Here is a 16,644-nt window from a genome sequence, read left to right on the forward strand (position 1 = left end):
GTTGAATGATGTAAACCGCGCGAGTGGACGGGAGCGATATCATGGATCAGGCAGGGTCGGGCTGGGTGGATGTCGCCGCCTTCGCGGATCTCAGGGAAGACGGGATGATCCCGGTGACAGTCGGCGGCGCGCCGCTCGTTCTCGTCCGGGACGGGGAGATCGTCCATGCGCTCGGCGGCAAGTGTCCGCACAAGGGCGCGCCGATGGAGCAGGGGACCTATTGCCGCGACAGGAGCGGGACTCCCGTCGTCGTCTGTCCGTGGCACAAGGCCGTCTTCTCCACCACAGGGGCGCTGATGGAGCCGCCCGCGCTCGATCCGCTGCCGCGTCATGACGTGCGGATCGAGGCAGGCCGCGTCCTCGTCGCCGAAAATCCCGCCGCTCCGCCCGTCGCGCCCCAGGTGAAGGCTGACGAATCGGTCCTCGTGCTCGGCGCGGGCGCGGCGGGCGTCGCGGGGGCGGCGGCGCTGCGCGAGTTCGGTTTCGCCGGACGCATCACCCTGGTTTCCGACGAGCCGGACGCGCCCTATGACCGCACGGCGCTGAGCAAGATGGTGCTGGGCGCGAAGCCCGAGGAACTGAAGATCCCCGCCCTGCGTCCCGCCGAATGGTACGAGGCGAATCGCATCGAGCGTATGACCGCACGCATCCGGTCGGTCGATCATATGGCGCGGCGCGTGACGTTCGAGAGCGGCGAGACGCTCTCGGCCGATCATCTCCTGCTCGCGCTCGGCAGCGTCGCCCGGCGGCCGGATTTCCCCGGCGGCGATCTGGAGGCGGTGCGGGTTCTGAGGAGCGCCGCCGATGCGCGCGCCATCGTCGATCTCGCGGGGCCGGACAAATCCGTCGTCATCATCGGCTCGGGCTTCATCGCCATGGAGACCGCCGCGGCACTTCGCAAGCGCGGCACGGGCGTCACCGTCGTCGCGCGGGACGAGGCGCCGATGCGCGCCCTGCTCGGGCGGGAGATCGGGATGCGTCTGCGCTCCCTGCACGAGCAGAACGGCGTCGCCTATCTCGCGCCCGCGCAGGTGGTGTCCGTCGAGGGCGCGGACACGCTGAGCGTCCGGCTGGATGACGGGTTCGTGCTGCGCGCGGATTTCGTCATCGCCGGTCTCGGCGCGGCGCCCGCCACGGCCTGCCTCGATCCCGCGCTCCGCGCGGAGGATGGCGGCGTGGATGTGGACGAGGCGATGCGCGTCCTTCCCGGCGTGTTCGCCGTGGGGGACATCGCGCGCGTCGCCCATAAGGGCGGGCGCGTGCGGATCGAGCATTGGCGCGTCGCGCAGAGTCAGGCCCGCATCGCCGCGCGCGCCATTCTCGGGCAGGAGGCGTCGTCCCTGCCCATGCCGTGGTTCTGGACGCAGCAATTCGGCCAGAAATTCGAATATCTCGGCTGGCCGCGGGCATGGGAGGGGCGCGAGCCGGAGATTTACGACATCGACGGCGCGGTCAGCAGTTTCGACTTCCTCGCAGAAGTGCGGACGAAGGACGAGACGGTCGGGCTGATCGGCTCGAAACAGGCCAGGCGCATCGGACGCGAGGCGGTGAACCCGTCGCTCGTTTCGGAATGATTAGACTCGGAATGACTTGACAGGGAGGGGCGCGCCCGGCTTCCTGCGCCAACTTTCCGGGACATGGCGACATGTGCCCGCTTCCCGTTCTTGCCGTCTGTCAGGATGTCCGCCATGCACGCCTATCGTACCCATAGCTGTAGCGCCCTGCGCGAAAGCGACGCCGGGCAGATCGTCCGGCTGTCCGGCTGGGTCCATAGCAAGCGCGATCACGGCGGCCTGCTCTTCATCGACCTGCGCGACCATACGGGCGTCACGCAGATCGTCATTCCCGCCGGAACGCCGCTGCTCGACATCGCCGAGAAGCTGCGCGTGGAGAGCGTCATCACCGTGACCGGCGAGGTCGTGGCGCGCGAGGGCGGCCAGCGCAACCCGAACCTGCCCACGGGCGACATCGAACTGCGCGCCAGGGAGATCGCCGTCCAGTCGGCGGCGCAGGTGCTGCCCTTCCAGATCGCGGGGACGGAGCATTATCCGGAAGAGCTGCGCCTGCGCTACCGCTATCTGGATCTGCGGCGGGAGAAGATGCAGCGCAACATCCGTCTGCGCTCGGCGGTGATCGCCAGCCTGCGCCGCCGGATGACGGCGCTCGGCTTCACCGAGTTCCAGACGCCCATCCTGACCGCCTCCTCGCCCGAGGGCGCGCGCGATTTCCTCGTGCCCGCGCGTCTGCATCCCGGCAAGTTCTACGCGCTGCCGCAGGCCCCGCAGCAGTTCAAGCAACTGGCGATGGTCGCGGGGTTCGATCGTTATTTCCAGATCGCTCCCTGCTTCCGTGACGAAGCCTCGCGCGCCGACCGCAGCCCGGGCGAGTTCTACCAGCTCGATCTGGAGATGGCCTTTGCCACGCAGGAGGATGTGTTCGCCGTGCTGGAGGACGTGCTGGGCGGCGTGTTCGCCGAGTTCGGCGGCGGGCGGGACGTCACTCAGGCGCCGTTCCCGCGCATCCCCTATGACGAGTCGATGAAGCTCTACGGTTCCGACAAGCCCGATCTGCGCAACCCGCTGAAGATCGCCGATGTCACGGAAGCTTTCGCGGGCTCCGGCTTCGGCCTGTTCGCCAAGATCGCGGCGGGGGGCGGCGAGGTGCGGGCCATTCCCGCCCCGGGCGCGGGCGATCGTCCGCGCGGCTTCTTCGACAAGCTCAACACCTGGGCGCGGGAGAGCGGCGCGGGCGGTCTCGGCTACATCATCTTCGAGGCGGACGGCGGCAAGGGGCCGATCGCCCGGAATCTGGAGCCGGAGCGGGCCGAGGCCATCCGCGCCGCCTGCGGGCTCAAGGCGGGCGATGCGGTGTTCTTCGCGGCCGGAAACGGCGCGGAGGTCGTCAAGTTCTCCGGACTGGTGCGGACGAAGATCGCGCAGGAACTCGGGCTGGTCGAGGAGAACGCCTTCCGCTTCTGCTGGATCGTCGATTTCCCGATGTACGAGGTCAATGAGGAGACGGGGGCGATCGATTTCTCGCATAATCCGTTCTCCATGCCGCAAGGCGGGCTCGATGCGCTGAACACGCGGGACCCGCTGACCGTCAAGGCCTATCAGTACGACATCGTCTGCAACGGCGTGGAACTCTCCTCGGGGGCGATCCGCAACCATCTTCCCGAGGTGATGGTCCGCGCCTTCGAGATCGCGGGCTATACGGCGGCGGATGTGGAGGAGCGGTTCGGCGGGATGCTCAACGCCTTCCGTTTCGGCGCGCCGCCGCATGGCGGGTCCGCCCCGGGCGTGGACCGCATGGTCATGCTCCTGGCCGACGAGCCGAATATCCGCGAGGTCACGCTGTTCCCGCTCAATCAGGGCGGCGAGGATCTGATGATGGGCGCGCCCGCGCCGCTCGAACCCGCGCGGCTGAAGGAGCTGTCGCTGGCTGTCCTGCCGCCGAAGCCGAAGGCGGTCGTCGCGCCGGATGCCGGTTCCGGCGCTGGCCCGGATGCAGGGAAGAACTGACCGGAAATGCGCGGCGCATGTTTCGTCCTGTCCGGCCTCGTGGCGGTCGCCGCCATGCTGGGCGCGGCCCGCGTCGCCAGCGCACATGCGGAGACCGGGGCCGGCGCAAGGGTGGCCATCCGGCCGGACGGGGTCGTCCTTGCGCCGCACGTCATCCGCTATGAACTGTCCCTGAGCCGCGCCTCGGGCGGTGACACGGTCGACGGTTCCGGCACGATGACCTATCACGTCGCGGATGAGTGCGAGTCATGGAGCGCAGGGCAGCATCTTCGCCTCCACACCGTCACGCGCGACGGCGGCGCGACGGACAGCGTGTCCGACTATGCGACGCTGGAAAGCAAGGACGGCGCGCATTTCGTCTTCCACACGGAGGAGGCGGATGACGGCCGCGTCCGCTCGAAGGTGGAGGGCGAGGCGGATCGTCTGCCCGACGGGCGCGTGCTGGTGCATTTCCACCTGCCGGCCGTGAAGACGGTCGAATTGCCGCGCGGCACGCTGTTTCCCCTCGCCCATACCGAAGCCATCATCGAGGCGGCGCGGGAGGGCAGGACCAGCATCGCCCCGCTGCTCTTCGACGGCACGACGACCGACGGCGCGTTCTACACCTATGTCACGCTCGGGCGCTGGCAGCCGCTTCCCGCCGATCCGGTGGTGCCGCATCAGGGCGCGGTCAACGCCCATGTGGCTTTCTATTCCATGGCCCCCGGCACGGTGACGCCCGATTTCGAACTCGGCTCACGCTATTTCCAGGACGGCGTGGCTGATCGGCTGATGATGGATTTCGGCAGTTTCCAACTGGGCGGCAAGGTCGTGTCCTTCCGTCTCGGCGCGCCCGCGCGATGCCGGCACAGGATTGCGATGCGGCGCTGAGGCGCGGCGTTCACGCGTCCAGCGTGACGATCAGCGGCACATGATCCGAGGGCTGGGGCAGGGCGCGGGCCGGGGCGTCGATCCGCGCGCCCTGGAGCCGGTCCGCCAGACGGGGCGAGAGCAGCGCATGGTCGATCCGCAGGCCGCAATCGCGGTCCCACGCCCCGGCCTGATAGTCCCAGAACGTATAGGCTTTCCCTGCGGGCTGCACGGCGCGCAACGCATCCGTCAGCCCCAGCCAGCATAGCCGCCGCCACGCCGCGCGGCTCTCCGGACGCAGGAGCGCATCGTCCGGGGAAAGCGCGCCCGGAGCGCAATCCACCGCCTCCGGGCAGACATTGTAATCGCCGGCGAGGGCGAAATCCCGCCCCTCGTCAAGTGCGGCGCGGGCATGGGCGTGCAGCGCGGCGAAGAAATCCAGCTTCGTGGCGTAGCCCGCCTCGCCGCCCGAATTGCCGTTGGGGAGATAGAGATTGCCCAGCCGCAGCCCGGCGGTTTCCACCTCGATATAGCGCGCCGATTCGTGATCGAAGCCGGGCAGGCGGCGATGGGTGATCTCGAAAGGCGCACGCGCAAGAATCGCGACCCCGTTATAGGCCTTCTGCCCGGCGATCGCGACGTGCCATCCCCGCTCGGCGAAGCTGGCGGGGAACTGGTGCTCCTCGCATTTGATCTCCTGAAGGCAGAGCAGGTCAGGGGTATGGCGGCCGAGCCAGTCCAGCACGAGCCCCTCGCGCTGGCGCACCGAGTTGATGTTCCAGCTGGCGAATGTGAAGCCCATGCGCGGTCAGGCGAGCGAGAAGCTGGTGCCGCAGCCGCAGGAGGTCGCGGCGTTCGGGTTGGCGACGGTGAAATGGGCGCCCATCAGCTTGTCCACGAACTGCAATTCCGCGCCGCGCAGCAGATCCATGCTGACGGGATCGACGATCACCGTCGCGTCCCCCGCCTCGATCACCACGTCATCTGGCGCGCGCCGGGCGTCGAGCCTGAAGCTGTACTGGAAGCCGTTGCACCCGCCGGACTCCACCGCCACGCGAAGGGCGATCCCCTCTTGGGCCGCTTGCTGCGCCCCTTGCTGCGCGACGATCTCCGCGATCCGCGCTGCGGCGGCGGATGAGACGGAGAAAGCGGCGGGGGAGACGGGCATGGTCTGGCTCATGGACTCCATATAGTCTCGCTTCGCCGGGACTCAAAGAGTATCGTCGGACGGAAAGGTCGTGTTCCGGTTCGACGTTCGAGCGGAGCCGCAGGCTCCCGGACCTCAGCGAGGGTTTTCTCAGCAGGGTTTCCGGGAGGCGATCGCCCCTGACGGGTGCGGAGCCCTTGCGTGACGACCGACGGCAGCAGAGGACGGCGACATGGCGGAACAGGATGTGGCTCCCTACGCGGTCCGGACCGGGCAGGCGCGCGGGCGTCTGTATGAGGAAGCCGAATCGCCCGCCCGCTCGCCCTGGCAGCGGGATCGCGACCGTATCCTGCATTCGGCCGGGTTTCGCACCCTGCAATACAAGACGCAGGTCTTCATCAATCATGAAGGGGATTTCTTCCGCACCCGCCTGACCCATTCGCTGGAAGTCGCGCAGATCGCGCGCTCCGTCGCCCGACAGCTCCGGCTGAACGAGGATCTGACCGAGGCGCTGGCGCTGGCGCATGATCTCGGTCACACACCTTTCGGCCATGCGGGCGAGGACGCGCTGAAGCTCGCCATGCAGGATTGGGGCGGATTCGACCACAACACCCAGTCCATCCGGCTCGTGACGCTGCTGGAAGGACGCTACAACGCCTTTGACGGGCTGAATCTCACCTGGGAGACGCTGGAAGGGCTGGCCAAGCATAACGGGCCTGTGACGGACCCGTCGCCCTATCTGCGCGACTACGATTCCCGTCATCATCTGGCGCTGCACAGCTTTGCCTCGGCGGAGGCGCAACTCGCCGCGCTGGCGGACGACATCGCCTATCACGGGCATGATCTCGATGACGGCCTGCGCGCCGGGCTCCTGCAACTCGACGATCTGGAGGGGCTCCCCGTCGTCGGCGCGGCGCTCGCCTCGGCGCGGGCGGGCGCGACGGCGGCGAACAGGTCGACGGACCGCTACGACCGGGACCGGCGCGTCCGCCACGAGACGGTGCGCCGTATCATCGACGCTCTGGCCAGCGATCTCACCGCGCGCACCCGCGCCAATCTCGCCGCCCTCGACCCGCGCTCCGCCGACGATATCCGCAACGCACCGTTCCCCGTCGTCGCCTACGGCCCGGAGATGACGGAGGCCAACGCGGCGATCCGCGCCTTTCTCTACGAACGAATGTACCGGCACTGGAAGGTCAACCGCATGACCCGCAAGGCGCGCGAGGCGACGATGCGGATTTTCACCGTGCTGACGGAGGAACCGCGCCTGCTGCCGGACGGATGGCGTGTGAAGGCGGAGGCCGCCGATGGCGCGGGCATGCGCCGCGTGGTTGCCGATTACATCGCCGGAATGACGGACCGATTCGCCATCGACGAACATCGACGGTTGACGGAACTCACCGTGCTGGGCTGATTAGGGCTGCCTGAGAGGGCTTTGCGCCTCTTTCACCTCGCCCGATGGAACAAGGTCTCGATGTCCGACACGCCCGCCAACGCCGATTGTCTCTTTGCGCGCATCCTTGCCGAGGTGCGCGCGGCGTTGCGCGGTCTCTTGCCGGACATGCCGGAGGAGATCGTCGCCCGCGTGGAGGTCACGCCCGCGCGTGACCCCGCCCATGGCGACATGGCGACCAACGCGGCCCTGCTGGCCGCGAAGCCCGCGGGCCGCAAGCCGGTGGAGATCGCCCGCGATCTCGCCGCCGCACTGGCCGCGAAACCCGGCATCGCCCGCGCCGAGCCTGCGGGGCCGGGCTTCGTCAACCTGACGCTGGAGCCAGCGGCGTTGCAGTCCATCGTCCCGCTCGTGCTGGGCCGGGGCGAGAATTTCGGACAGTCGGCCATCGGCGCGGGTCGCCGGGTGAATGTCGAATATGTCTCCGCCAATCCGACGGGCCCGATGCATGTCGGCCATGCGCGCGGCGCGGTGGTGGGCGACGCGCTGGCCAATCTGCTCGAACGTACCGGCCATGCGGTGACGAAGGAATATTACGTCAACGACGCGGGCGCGCAGGTGACGGCGCTGGCCTGGGCCGCCTACTGGCGGTATCTCCAGGCCATCGGCACGCCGGTCGACGAGGAAACGTTCGCCGCCCTCACGCCGACCGGGCTGCAATATGGCGGGGAGTATCTCGTTCCCGTCGGAAGGAAGCTGGCCGAAGATCACGGCGAGGCGCTGGCCGCGCCCGGCAGGCTGCCCGCCGGTCCGGCCGTCTGGTTCGATGTCGTGAAGGCGGAAACCCTGACGCTCATGATGGCGGGCATCCGCGAGGATCTCGCGCTGCTCGGCATCCGGCACGAGGTGTTTTCCAGCGAGGCCGAGGTGCTCGCCAGCGGACAGGTCGATACCGCCATCGCGGCGCTGGAGGCCAAGGGGCTGCTCTATGAGGGCGTCCTGGAGCCGCCCAAGGGCAAGACGCCGGAGGACTGGGAGCCGCGCCCGCAGACGCTCTTCCGCTCCACGCAGTTCGGCGACGACACGGATCGCGCCCTGCGGAAATCCGACGGCACCAACACCTATTTCGCCAACGATATCGGCTATCACGCCCAGAAGGCGCGCGACGCCGACCTGCTGATCGACGTGCTGGGGGCCGATCATGGCGGCTATGTCTCGCGGATGCGTGCGGCGGTGCAGGCGCTCACGGACGGGCGGACGGCGTTCGAGGTCGTGCTCTGCCAGATCGTCCGCATCGTCAAGGGCGGCGAGCCCGTCCGCATGTCCAAGCGCGCGGGCACCTTCGTCACCATGCGCGAACTGATCGAGGAGGTCGGGCGCGGCGCGGTGCGCTTTACCATGCTGACCCGCAAGGCCGACGCGCAGATGGAGTTCGACCTCGACATGGTCGTGGCCCAGACGCGGGACAACCCGGTCTTCTACGTGCAATATGCCCATGCGCGCTGCTGCTCCGTCCTGCGCGGGGCGCGGGAGATGTTCGGGGTGGAGATCACGGCGCCCGAGAGCCTCGCGGCGGCGGAGACCGCGCTGCTCACCTCCGAGGCGGAACTCGCGGTGCTGCGCCGCATCGCGTCCTTTCCGCGTGTGGTCGAAGGGGCCGCGCTGGCGCGGGAGCCGCATCGCATCGCCTATTTCTGCGGCGAACTGGCGGGCGATTTCCACGCGCTCTGGAACAAGGGGCGGGAGGATACGGCCTTGCGCTTCCTGCATGAGACGGACAGGGCGGCCAGCCTCGCCAAGATCGCGCTGGTCGAGGCCGTGGCGGTGACGCTGCGTGCCGCGCTGGCGATTCTCGGCGTCGAGCCGCTTGAGGAACTGCGATGAGCGACAGCTTCGACCGCACCGGAGACCGTCCCACCGGGGACCGTCTGGCCCGGGACGATCGTGACGGGCCGCGCCGCCCGCCGGACAGCAACGCCGCCCGCGCGCGGGAGCGGCTGAGCGCGGATTATGACGAGGAGGACACGCCGCGCCGCCGTTCCGGGCAAGGCGGGGTTCTCGCCGGTCTGCTGGGCTCGGACGCCCTGACCCGGAGGCTGGCCTATGGTGCGGGAGGCGTCGCCGCCCTGCTGATCCTGGCGATCGGCGGCTGGTCGGTCTTCGGTCCGCGCCAGAGCGGCATTCCCGTCATCGGTCCGCCGGACTGGCCCGCGCGTGACAAGCCCGCCGATCCGGGCGGCATGCAGATCATGACCAATGATGACGGGCAGGTGGACACGACCGGGCAGGGCGAGGCGCATCTCGCGCCGGGGCCGGAACAGCCGCGTCCGGACGCGCTGGCCCAGCAATATGGCGCCGCCGCCGGTCAGGCCGCGCCGAAGACCGTCCCTGCGTCTCCGTCTCCGTCCCCCGCCGCGCCGAAACCTGCCGCGCCTGCCGCCGGGATGCCTGTTCCCGAGGTCGCGAAGTCGTCGGTTGCCGCTGCTCAGCCCACCATTGCCCCACCCGCCGCTGCGCCTTCCGCCGCCGCCCCGGCGGCCGCCGCGCCGCAGCCGGACGGGAAGTTCATGGTGCAACTCGCGGCGCTCGACAGCGCGGCGGAGGCGCATCGCCAGTGGGACACGCTCCAGCATCAGGCGCCGGAGCTGTTCGGCACGCGCGCGCCGCTGATCGAAACCGTCACGCGCGAGGGGCGCACCTATTACCGCCTGCGGCTGCGCGGGTTCGAGAGCGTCGCGGCAGCCCGCGCTTTCTGCATCAAGGCGCATGCCCGCAGCATCGCCTGCACCCCGGCGCAGTTCTGAGACCGCGCGTGGCCTCGGAACTGCCTGCCGCGCCGGTTCCCTCGGCTCCCCATCTCTCTCTCGACGGGTTCGAGGGACCGCTGGACCTGCTGCTCGACCTGGCCCGCGCCCAGAAGGTCGATCTCGCGCGCATCTCGATCCTGCAACTGGTCGAACAGTATCTGGCCGTGGTGGAGCAGGCCCGCGCCGTCAGGCTGGAGCTGGCGGCGGACTGGCTGGTCATGGCCGCGTGGCTGGCATGGCTCAAATCCCGCCTCCTGCTTCCCGCCGACGAGACGGGCGAGGCCGAGGCGGAAGAGGCGGCCGGGGTGCTGCATGAGCGTCTCGTCGAGCTTGAGGCGATGCGCGAGGCCGCGCGCTGGCTGAACGAGCGTCCGCGCCTCGGGATCGACGTTCATGCGCGCGGGCGGGAGGAGACCCTGACCGAGATCGACCGGACCGGCCTGCGCGTGGACCTGTCGGGGTTGATCGGGGCCTATCTCGGCGTCATGCGGCGACGCGGGCGGAAGCGGCGTTACGCGCCGCGCCGCTTCTCCTATTGGACCGTGAGCCAGGCCGCCGCCGCCTTGCGCCGCCTCCTGAATGCGCCGGACGTGGCGGGGTGGCAAAGTCTGGAGTCGCTCGTGCCGGATGAGGAGGAAACGCCCGAGGCGCGCCGCGCGGCCTTGGCCGGGGCGCTGGTGGCGGGGCTGGAAATGGCGAAGGGCGGCGAAGTGGAATTGCGGCAGGATGCGGCGTTCGCCGCGATCCTCCTGCGCAGGCCGGAAATGGGCGCGCCGGGCTTGACGGCGGGCGGAGACGCGGCGTGAGCGACCTGTCACGCAAGATCGAGGCGCTGATCTTCGCCAGCGCCGAGCCGGTCGGCGACCATGTGATCCGCGCGCTGGTGGAGGGGCAGGGCGGCGATCCGGTGGAGAGTTCCGCACTGGTGCCCACGCTGATCGCCGCCATTCGCGGGCGGTATGAGGATCATGGCGTCGAACTGGTCGAGGTCGCGAAGGGCTGGCAGTTCCGCACGCGCCCCGAACTGGCCGGGGCCCTGACGACGGTCGTCGAGAAACCGCGCCGCCTGAGCCGCGCGGCGATGGAGGCGCTCGCCGTGATCGCCTATCATCAGCCCTGCACGCGGGCCGAGATCGAGGCGATACGCGGCGTCACGCTCAGCCAGACGGTGCTCGACGCGTTGCTGGAGGACGGGCTGATCGTGCCGAAGGGACGCAAGGACGTGCCGGGCCGGCCCGTTCTCTGGGGCACTTCCGCCGGGTTCCTCGCCGCGTTCGGTCTGCGCGATCTCGCCGCCCTGCCGCGGCGGGAGGAATTGCTGGTCGATCCCGCGGCGCTCGTCGAAGCGCCGGAGCCGGAGACTCAGCCAGAGACTGGAGCGAAGACGGGCGATGTTTGATTTTTCCTGGTCCGAAATCGCGATCATCGTCATCGTCGCGCTGGTGTTCATCCGTCCCGCCGATCTTCCCGTCGCCCTGCGCGCCCTGAGTCGCGGCGTCAGGGCCGTCCGCCGGATGGCCGCCGAGTTCCAAGGCCATGTGGACGAGATGGTGCGCGAGGCCGATATGGGCGAGGTGCGCGAGCAGTTCCGCGACCTGCGTCGTTTCGACCTGCGCACGAAAGTCGAACGGGCGATCGACGCCGACGGCACGCTGCGCCGGAGCTTCGAGCCGCCGCCGTCGCTCTCGCTCGCGCCTCCGCTCGCCCCCCCGCCGGTTCTTCCGGCGCCTGAGCCCGAACCCGTCGAAGCGCCCGCCATTCTGCCCCCGTCCACGGCGCGGCGTCTGGCGCGCGAGCGGGAGCGCTGGTATCCGCCTTCCATTCTTCCGCCCGTCATGGTGCAGCACGGCAGCCGCCGTGTCCGCCTCGGCGCGCCGGAAGGGGAAGAGAGGGAGTAGGCCGCCGATGGCGCAGGACGAGGACAGCATCGACGACCAGCCCATGCCGCTGCTCGATCATCTGATCGAGTTGCGCAGGCGGCTGATCTGGTCGCTGGCGACCTTCATCGTCGCCTTCCTGATCTGCTACCATTTTTCCGGCCGAATCTATCTCTTCCTCGCCGAGCCGTTGGGCGACATCATGCGCCAGCAGGGGCAGGAGCCGCATCTGATCTATACGGCGCTGACGGAGGCCTTCTTCACCTATCTCCGCGTGGCGCTGTTCGGCGCGATGTTCCTGTCCTTCCCGATGATTGCGATCCAGGCCTGGATCTTCATCGCGCCGGGGCTGTACCGTAGCGAGAAGCGCGCCTTCGCGCCCTTCCTGATCGCGACGCCCGTTCTGTTCCTGCTCGGCGGCGCGCTGGCCTATTATTTCATCTTCCCCATGGCCTGGCGGTTCTTCCTCTCTTTCCAGAACACCGGCGGCGCGGCGGGGCCGGGCGGCGTGCATATCGAGTTGCAGGCCAAGGTCTCGGAATATCTCGCTCTGGTCGAGAAGCTCATCCTGGCCTTCGGCATCGCCTTCGAACTGCCCGTCGTCCTCACGCTTCTGGCGAAGGTGGGACTCGTGACGTCCGCCCAGTTGCGGCGTTTCCGGCGCTACGGATATGTGTGCGCCTTCGTCGTCGCGGCGATTCTCGCGCCGCCGGACGCGATCACCATGGTCGGGCTGGCCGTGCCGCTCATCGCGCTCTATGAGATTTCCATTCTCTCGGCCCGGCTCGTCGAGCCGCGCGCCGAGGCCGAACCGTAACCCCGAACCCGCTCCCGGGAGCCCGCATCATGCACGACCTGCGCGCCCTTCGCGCCGATCCGGCGGCCTTCGACGCCGCACTTGCCCGACGGGGACTGGAGCCGGCCGCCGCCGCGCTTCTGGCGCTGGACGAGCAGCGCCGCGCGGCGCTTCAGGCGTTGCAGGAGCAGCAGGCCCGGCGCAAGACTCTCTCGCGCGACATCGGTCAGGCGAAGAAGGCGGGCGCGGATACCGCCGCGCTGGAGGCAAAGGCCATCGCGCTGCGCGACGGGATCGCCGGGCTGGAGGCGCGCGCCGCCGCCCTGGAGACCGAAATCGGCGAGGGGCTCGCCCGTCTGCCGAACCGCCTCGACCCCTCCGTGCCGGAGGGTCCGGACGAGACGGCGAACGTGACCCTCAAGCAGGTCGGCGCGCCGCGCGCGTTTCCCTTCACGCCGCGCCAGCATTTCGAGCTGGGCGAGGCGCTGGGGATGATGGATTTCCCGACCGCCGCCAAACTTTCCGGCGCGCGGTTCACCGTGCTGCGCGGCGCGCTGGCCCGGCTCGAACGCGCGTTGGGCCAGTTCATGCTGGACGTGCATACCGGCGAATTCGGCTACAGCGAGACCGGCGTCCCGCTGCTGGTGAACGACGCCGCGATGTATGGCACGGACAAGCTGCCGAAATTCGCCGAGGAGTCCTTCCGCACGGAGGACGGCCGCTGGCTGATCCCCACGGCCGAGGTGCCGCTGACGGCCAGCGTCGCGGGGGAGATTCTCGATGCGCGGCGGCTGCCCCTGCGCATGACGGCGCTTTCCGCCTGCTTCCGTTCCGAGGCCGGATCGGCGGGGCGGGATGTGCGCGGGATGCTGCGCCAGCATCAGTTCAGCAAGGTGGAACTCGTTTCCGTCACCCTGCCGGAGGAGAGCGACGCGGAGCATGAGCGGATGACTCTCTGCGCGGAAACGATTCTGGAACGACTCGACATTCCCTACCGCCGCCAGTTGCTCTGCGCCGGGGATACGGGTTTCGGCGCGGCCAAGACCTATGATCTCGAAGCCTGGTTGCCGGGGCAGGGCGCGTGGCGGGAGATTTCCTCCTGCTCCAACACGCGCGATTTTCAGGCCCGCCGCATGAACGCGCGCTATCGTGGCGCCGAAGGGCCGGTCTTCGTCCATACGCTGAACGGCTCCGGCCTCGCCGTCGGGCGCACGCTGATCGCGGTGATGGAGACGTATCAGCAGGAAGACGGCAGCATCGCGGTGCCGGAGGTCCTGCGACAGTATATGGGGGGTCTGGCGCGGATCACGGCGCAGGGCTGAGCGGAGACCATTCCGCGGAAAGGGGGAAGATATGAGCGGCGGATATGGCGGCAGCACCAAACGTCTGGCCTTTCTAGCCGCCGATACCCCACAGGCGCGCGAACTGCGCCAGAAACTCGTCGCGGCCTATGGCGACGTGCCCTTGATCAAGGCGGATATAGCCGTCTGCCTGGGCGGGGACGGTTTCCTGCTCGAAGCCATGCACCGGGTTCTGTCGCATAATATTCCGGTGTACGGAATGAATTGCGGATCGGTCGGTTTCCTCATGAATCCCGCGCATGAGGACGATCTGCGCGACCGTCTCGCCCGCGCCCAGCCGACACGTCTGCATCCCTTGCGTATGGTCGCCTGGGACACGCGCGGCACCGCCCATGAAGCGCTGGCGTTCAACGACGTGTTCCTGTTCCGCCAGACGCGTCAGGCCGCCAAGATCCGCATCGAGATCGACGGGCGGGAACGCATGGAGGAGCTGGTCTGCGACGGGGTGATCGTCGCCACCCCGGCGGGATCGACGGCCTACAACCTGTCCGCCCACGGCCCCATCGTGCCGCTGACGGCCAATCTCCTGCCGTTGACCCCGATCTCGGCCTTTCGTCCCCGCCGCTGGCGCGGGGCGCTCCTGCCTTCCACCGCCATCGTGGAATTTTTCCTGCTGGAGGCAGGCAAGCGCCCGGCGGCGGCCGTGGCGGACTTCACCGAGGTGCGGCATGTCCACCGCGTCATGGTGCGGGAGGACAAATCCCTTTCGACCACCGTCCTTTTCGACCCGGATCACGGGCTGTCGGAACGTATCATCGCCGAACAGTTCATCGGGTAGACCGGAGCAGCCGGCTGCGGAGCCGAGCGGCGTTTCCATTCGTTATCGCGCGTATGTGAGCGATTTTGTTCGTATAGGCGTTCTTTTCGGTTGGAAACGCGCGAAAGAGATGGATATAAACGGATCTTAATGAAGACGTAAGCTCTGGCATGCTTTCCGTCGAACACGCGCGGGCGTGGACTATGACTGGCGGCATCGAAACAGGCAAGAGCGAAGTGGTTTTGGACAATGTCTATCATGTTTCATGGTATTTCCATGCGTCATGAAGGTAATGAAAATATATTTTTCATCCTTCTCAAACGACATTAGTCTCTCGTGAAACGATAACTGCCGAGTGATGATTAATTGCGTAATGTATTCCATGGCGCCCTGTCGGGCGAGGGCCGGATGAATGACTCGTCCTCCTGTCCCGGGTCGAGAGGCTGGCGGCGCGTTCACGGTCTGAGCGCCTCAATCGTCGTGCCGGGGCTCATGCTCCTCGCGCTCTGCGGTGGCGCCCGCGCCTCGACGGTGCTTCCCGGTCAGCCGCTCTCGATCGCGTCCGCCTCCGGGCAGAGCGGCGCACCCGGCCAGCAGAAAGCGTCGAAGTCCATTCTTTCCGAAGGCGCGATCGGGGAGGAGGTAGAGCCGTACCCCGGGCAGGTGCCGCTCATTCCCGGATTCCTCCAATCGCCCTACGGGCCGCCATCCTTCGGGCCGCCCTATGGGACGACGCATCTGCTGGGCGACTGGGGCGGGGTGCAGCCCTGGCTCCAGAAGCATGGCGTCTATGTGGCGCTGGCCGATTACGAGAGTATTTCCGGCAATCCGATCGGCGGGAAGCGGCAGACATATACCGACGCGGGGCAGGTCGGCGCGACGGTCGATGTCAATTGGGGCAAGATATTTCATGGCGACTGGGCGCATGAATTCTGGCTGCATACCCTCGTCGTCAACGGCCATGGACGAAATCTGAGCCGGGCTTTCGGCGATAACGGAAACCAGGTGCAGCAGATCTATGGCGCGCGCGGCAACGTCGTGGCGCATCTGGTCTGGGCTTATTTCGAGAAGGCGTGGTGGCGCAGGCGCGTGGACTGGTCCGTCGGATTCATACCGACCGGGACGTTCTTCAACAACTCGCCCTGGGTGTGCAACTTCATGAATGTCTGGCTGTGCGGCAACGTGACGCCGACGAAATATCTCAACGGGGGACGCGACTGGCCGTCAGGCAATATCGGCACGGTGCTGCGGGTGATGCCGACGCCGCATCTCTATGTGATGGGCGGTCTCTTCGCCGTGTCGCCGCACGCCTATAATGGCGGCATCTCAGGCTGGGCCTGGGGGCAGGACGGGCTGGGCAAGCTCGCGACCGAGGTTGAAATCGGCTGGATTCCGGAATTCGGGCGCGACAAGCTGATCGGGCATTACAAGGTCGGCGCGCTGTATGACAATTCGCGCTACAAGAACCTGTACGAGGACGCCTATGGCACCTCCGCCATCGCGGCGGGGCTGCCGAACCGGACCGAGAGCGGGCAGAGTTCCTTCTGGGCGATCGCGGACCAGATGCTGGTGCGTAACGGCGACGGGCCGATGAACGGCCTGATCGTCGGCGGGTACTGGTCCTATGCGGACGGCAAGACCTCCCAGATCAAGAACCATCTCGTCGGGGTGGTGATGGATACGGGCAAGATGTGGGGACGGCCGCTCGACATGGTGGGATTCATGGTGCAATGGGCGCAGTTCAGCCGCTCGGCGATCCTGGCGCAGGAAGCCGCGGCGGAGCGCGGCCTGCCCCTGCCGGGCGCGAATTTCGGCATGCCGTACGGCATTCAGGGGCATGAGACGACCTACGAGGCGTTCTACAACGCCCATGTGCTGAATGGCCTCAACCTCCAGCCTGATTTCCAGTACGTCAACCATATCGGCGGGACGACCGTCTTCAAGGACGCCGCCGTTTTTTCCCTGGCGCTCAATGTCCTGTTCTGACTCCTCCGGGCACTTTTGTTGCAACTTCCGTCATCTCGGATGCGTTCGCGTCTGTATGACCGGAGGCAGGAGCGCTGCGGCCATGCCCATGCGCTTGCCGGACATGCCCTTCCACCTGCGGGAAACGGCATGAGCGATTTCCTTTTAACA

Annotated in this window: 15 protein-coding genes; 13 read left to right on the forward strand and 2 right to left on the reverse strand. The window is 67.9% G+C overall.

What is annotated here, in order from left to right; genetic code table 11:
* Positions 1 to 41: 41 nt before the first annotated feature.
* The 3 genes from EDC31_RS03805 to EDC31_RS03815 all read left to right on the forward strand — a co-directional run bounded on the left by EDC31_RS03805 (position 42) and on the right by EDC31_RS03815 (position 4,391).
* Positions 42 to 1,574 (forward strand): FAD-dependent oxidoreductase, encoded by a 1,533-nt coding sequence (locus EDC31_RS03805; RefSeq protein ID WP_042056109.1) that lies wholly within the window; start codon positions 42 to 44, stop codon positions 1,572 to 1,574.
* Positions 1,575 to 1,688: 114 nt separating this feature from the next.
* Positions 1,689 to 3,521 (forward strand): aspartate--tRNA ligase, encoded by a 1,833-nt coding sequence (gene aspS, locus EDC31_RS03810; RefSeq protein ID WP_042055947.1) that lies wholly within the window; start codon positions 1,689 to 1,691, stop codon positions 3,519 to 3,521.
* A gap of 6 nt (positions 3,522 to 3,527) precedes the next feature.
* Positions 3,528 to 4,391 (forward strand): EipB family protein, encoded by an 864-nt coding sequence (locus EDC31_RS03815; protein ID WP_052511588.1) that lies wholly within the window; start codon positions 3,528 to 3,530, stop codon positions 4,389 to 4,391.
* Between the two features lie 10 nt (positions 4,392 to 4,401).
* Here EDC31_RS03815 and xth read toward each other — a convergent pair whose 3' ends face one another.
* Positions 4,402 to 5,172, reverse strand: a complete 771-nt coding sequence (gene xth / locus EDC31_RS03820; protein WP_042055950.1) for an exodeoxyribonuclease III — start codon at positions 5,170 to 5,172, stop codon at positions 4,402 to 4,404.
* A 6-nt stretch (positions 5,173 to 5,178) separates the two neighbouring features.
* A complete protein-coding gene (locus EDC31_RS03825) occupies positions 5,179 to 5,538 on the reverse strand; it encodes a HesB/IscA family protein (RefSeq protein WP_042056112.1) in 360 nt (119 codons plus the stop codon).
* A 211-nt stretch (positions 5,539 to 5,749) separates the two neighbouring features.
* On the opposite strand from EDC31_RS03825, the gene EDC31_RS03830 reads away from it, so the two are divergent.
* The 10 genes from EDC31_RS03830 (at position 5,750) to EDC31_RS03875 (ending at position 16,494) form a co-directional block, all read left to right on the forward strand.
* A complete protein-coding gene (locus EDC31_RS03830) occupies positions 5,750 to 6,931 on the forward strand; it encodes a deoxyguanosinetriphosphate triphosphohydrolase (RefSeq protein WP_042055952.1) in 1,182 nt (393 codons plus the stop codon).
* A gap of 60 nt (positions 6,932 to 6,991) precedes the next feature.
* The gene (gene argS / locus EDC31_RS03835; RefSeq protein ID WP_042056114.1) at positions 6,992 to 8,794 is read left to right on the forward strand and encodes an arginine--tRNA ligase; all 1,803 of its coding nucleotides are present in this window, start codon (positions 6,992 to 6,994) and stop codon (positions 8,792 to 8,794) included.
* Positions 8,791 to 9,714, forward strand: a complete 924-nt coding sequence (locus EDC31_RS03840) for an SPOR domain-containing protein (protein WP_052511590.1) — start codon at positions 8,791 to 8,793, stop codon at positions 9,712 to 9,714. The genes argS and EDC31_RS03840 overlap by 4 nt, the downstream gene beginning before the upstream one ends.
* 8 nt (positions 9,715 to 9,722) lie before the next feature.
* Positions 9,723 to 10,523, forward strand: coding sequence for a segregation and condensation protein A (locus EDC31_RS03845; RefSeq protein WP_239641529.1), 801 nt, complete (start codon positions 9,723 to 9,725; stop codon positions 10,521 to 10,523).
* Positions 10,520 to 11,116, forward strand: a complete 597-nt coding sequence (gene scpB, locus EDC31_RS03850) for an SMC-Scp complex subunit ScpB (RefSeq protein WP_042055955.1) — start codon at positions 10,520 to 10,522, stop codon at positions 11,114 to 11,116. The genes EDC31_RS03845 and scpB overlap by 4 nt, the downstream gene beginning before the upstream one ends.
* Positions 11,109 to 11,615: a Sec-independent protein translocase protein TatB gene (gene tatB, locus EDC31_RS03855; protein WP_042055958.1), complete on the forward strand. Its 507-nt coding sequence runs from the start codon at positions 11,109 to 11,111 to the stop codon at positions 11,613 to 11,615. Before scpB ends, tatB begins: the two co-directional genes overlap by 8 nt.
* Positions 11,616 to 11,622: 7 nt before the next feature.
* A complete protein-coding gene (tatC, locus tag EDC31_RS03860; RefSeq protein ID WP_042055960.1) occupies positions 11,623 to 12,411 on the forward strand; it encodes a twin-arginine translocase subunit TatC in 789 nt (262 codons plus the stop codon).
* A gap of 29 nt (positions 12,412 to 12,440) precedes the next feature.
* Positions 12,441 to 13,712, forward strand: coding sequence for a serine--tRNA ligase (serS, locus tag EDC31_RS03865; protein ID WP_042055962.1), 1,272 nt, complete (start codon positions 12,441 to 12,443; stop codon positions 13,710 to 13,712).
* A gap of 31 nt (positions 13,713 to 13,743) precedes the next feature.
* The gene (locus EDC31_RS03870) at positions 13,744 to 14,529 is read left to right on the forward strand and encodes an NAD kinase (RefSeq protein ID WP_042055965.1); all 786 of its coding nucleotides are present in this window, start codon (positions 13,744 to 13,746) and stop codon (positions 14,527 to 14,529) included.
* 387 nt (positions 14,530 to 14,916) lie between these two features.
* Complete coding sequence (locus EDC31_RS03875) at positions 14,917 to 16,494, forward strand: carbohydrate porin (protein WP_239641530.1); 1,578 nt, start codon at positions 14,917 to 14,919, stop codon at positions 16,492 to 16,494.
* Positions 16,495 to 16,644 lie beyond the last annotated feature (150 nt).

This window comes from Acidomonas methanolica (genome assembly GCF_004346035.1).
Lineage (GTDB): Bacteria > Pseudomonadota > Alphaproteobacteria > Acetobacterales > Acetobacteraceae > Acidomonas > Acidomonas methanolica.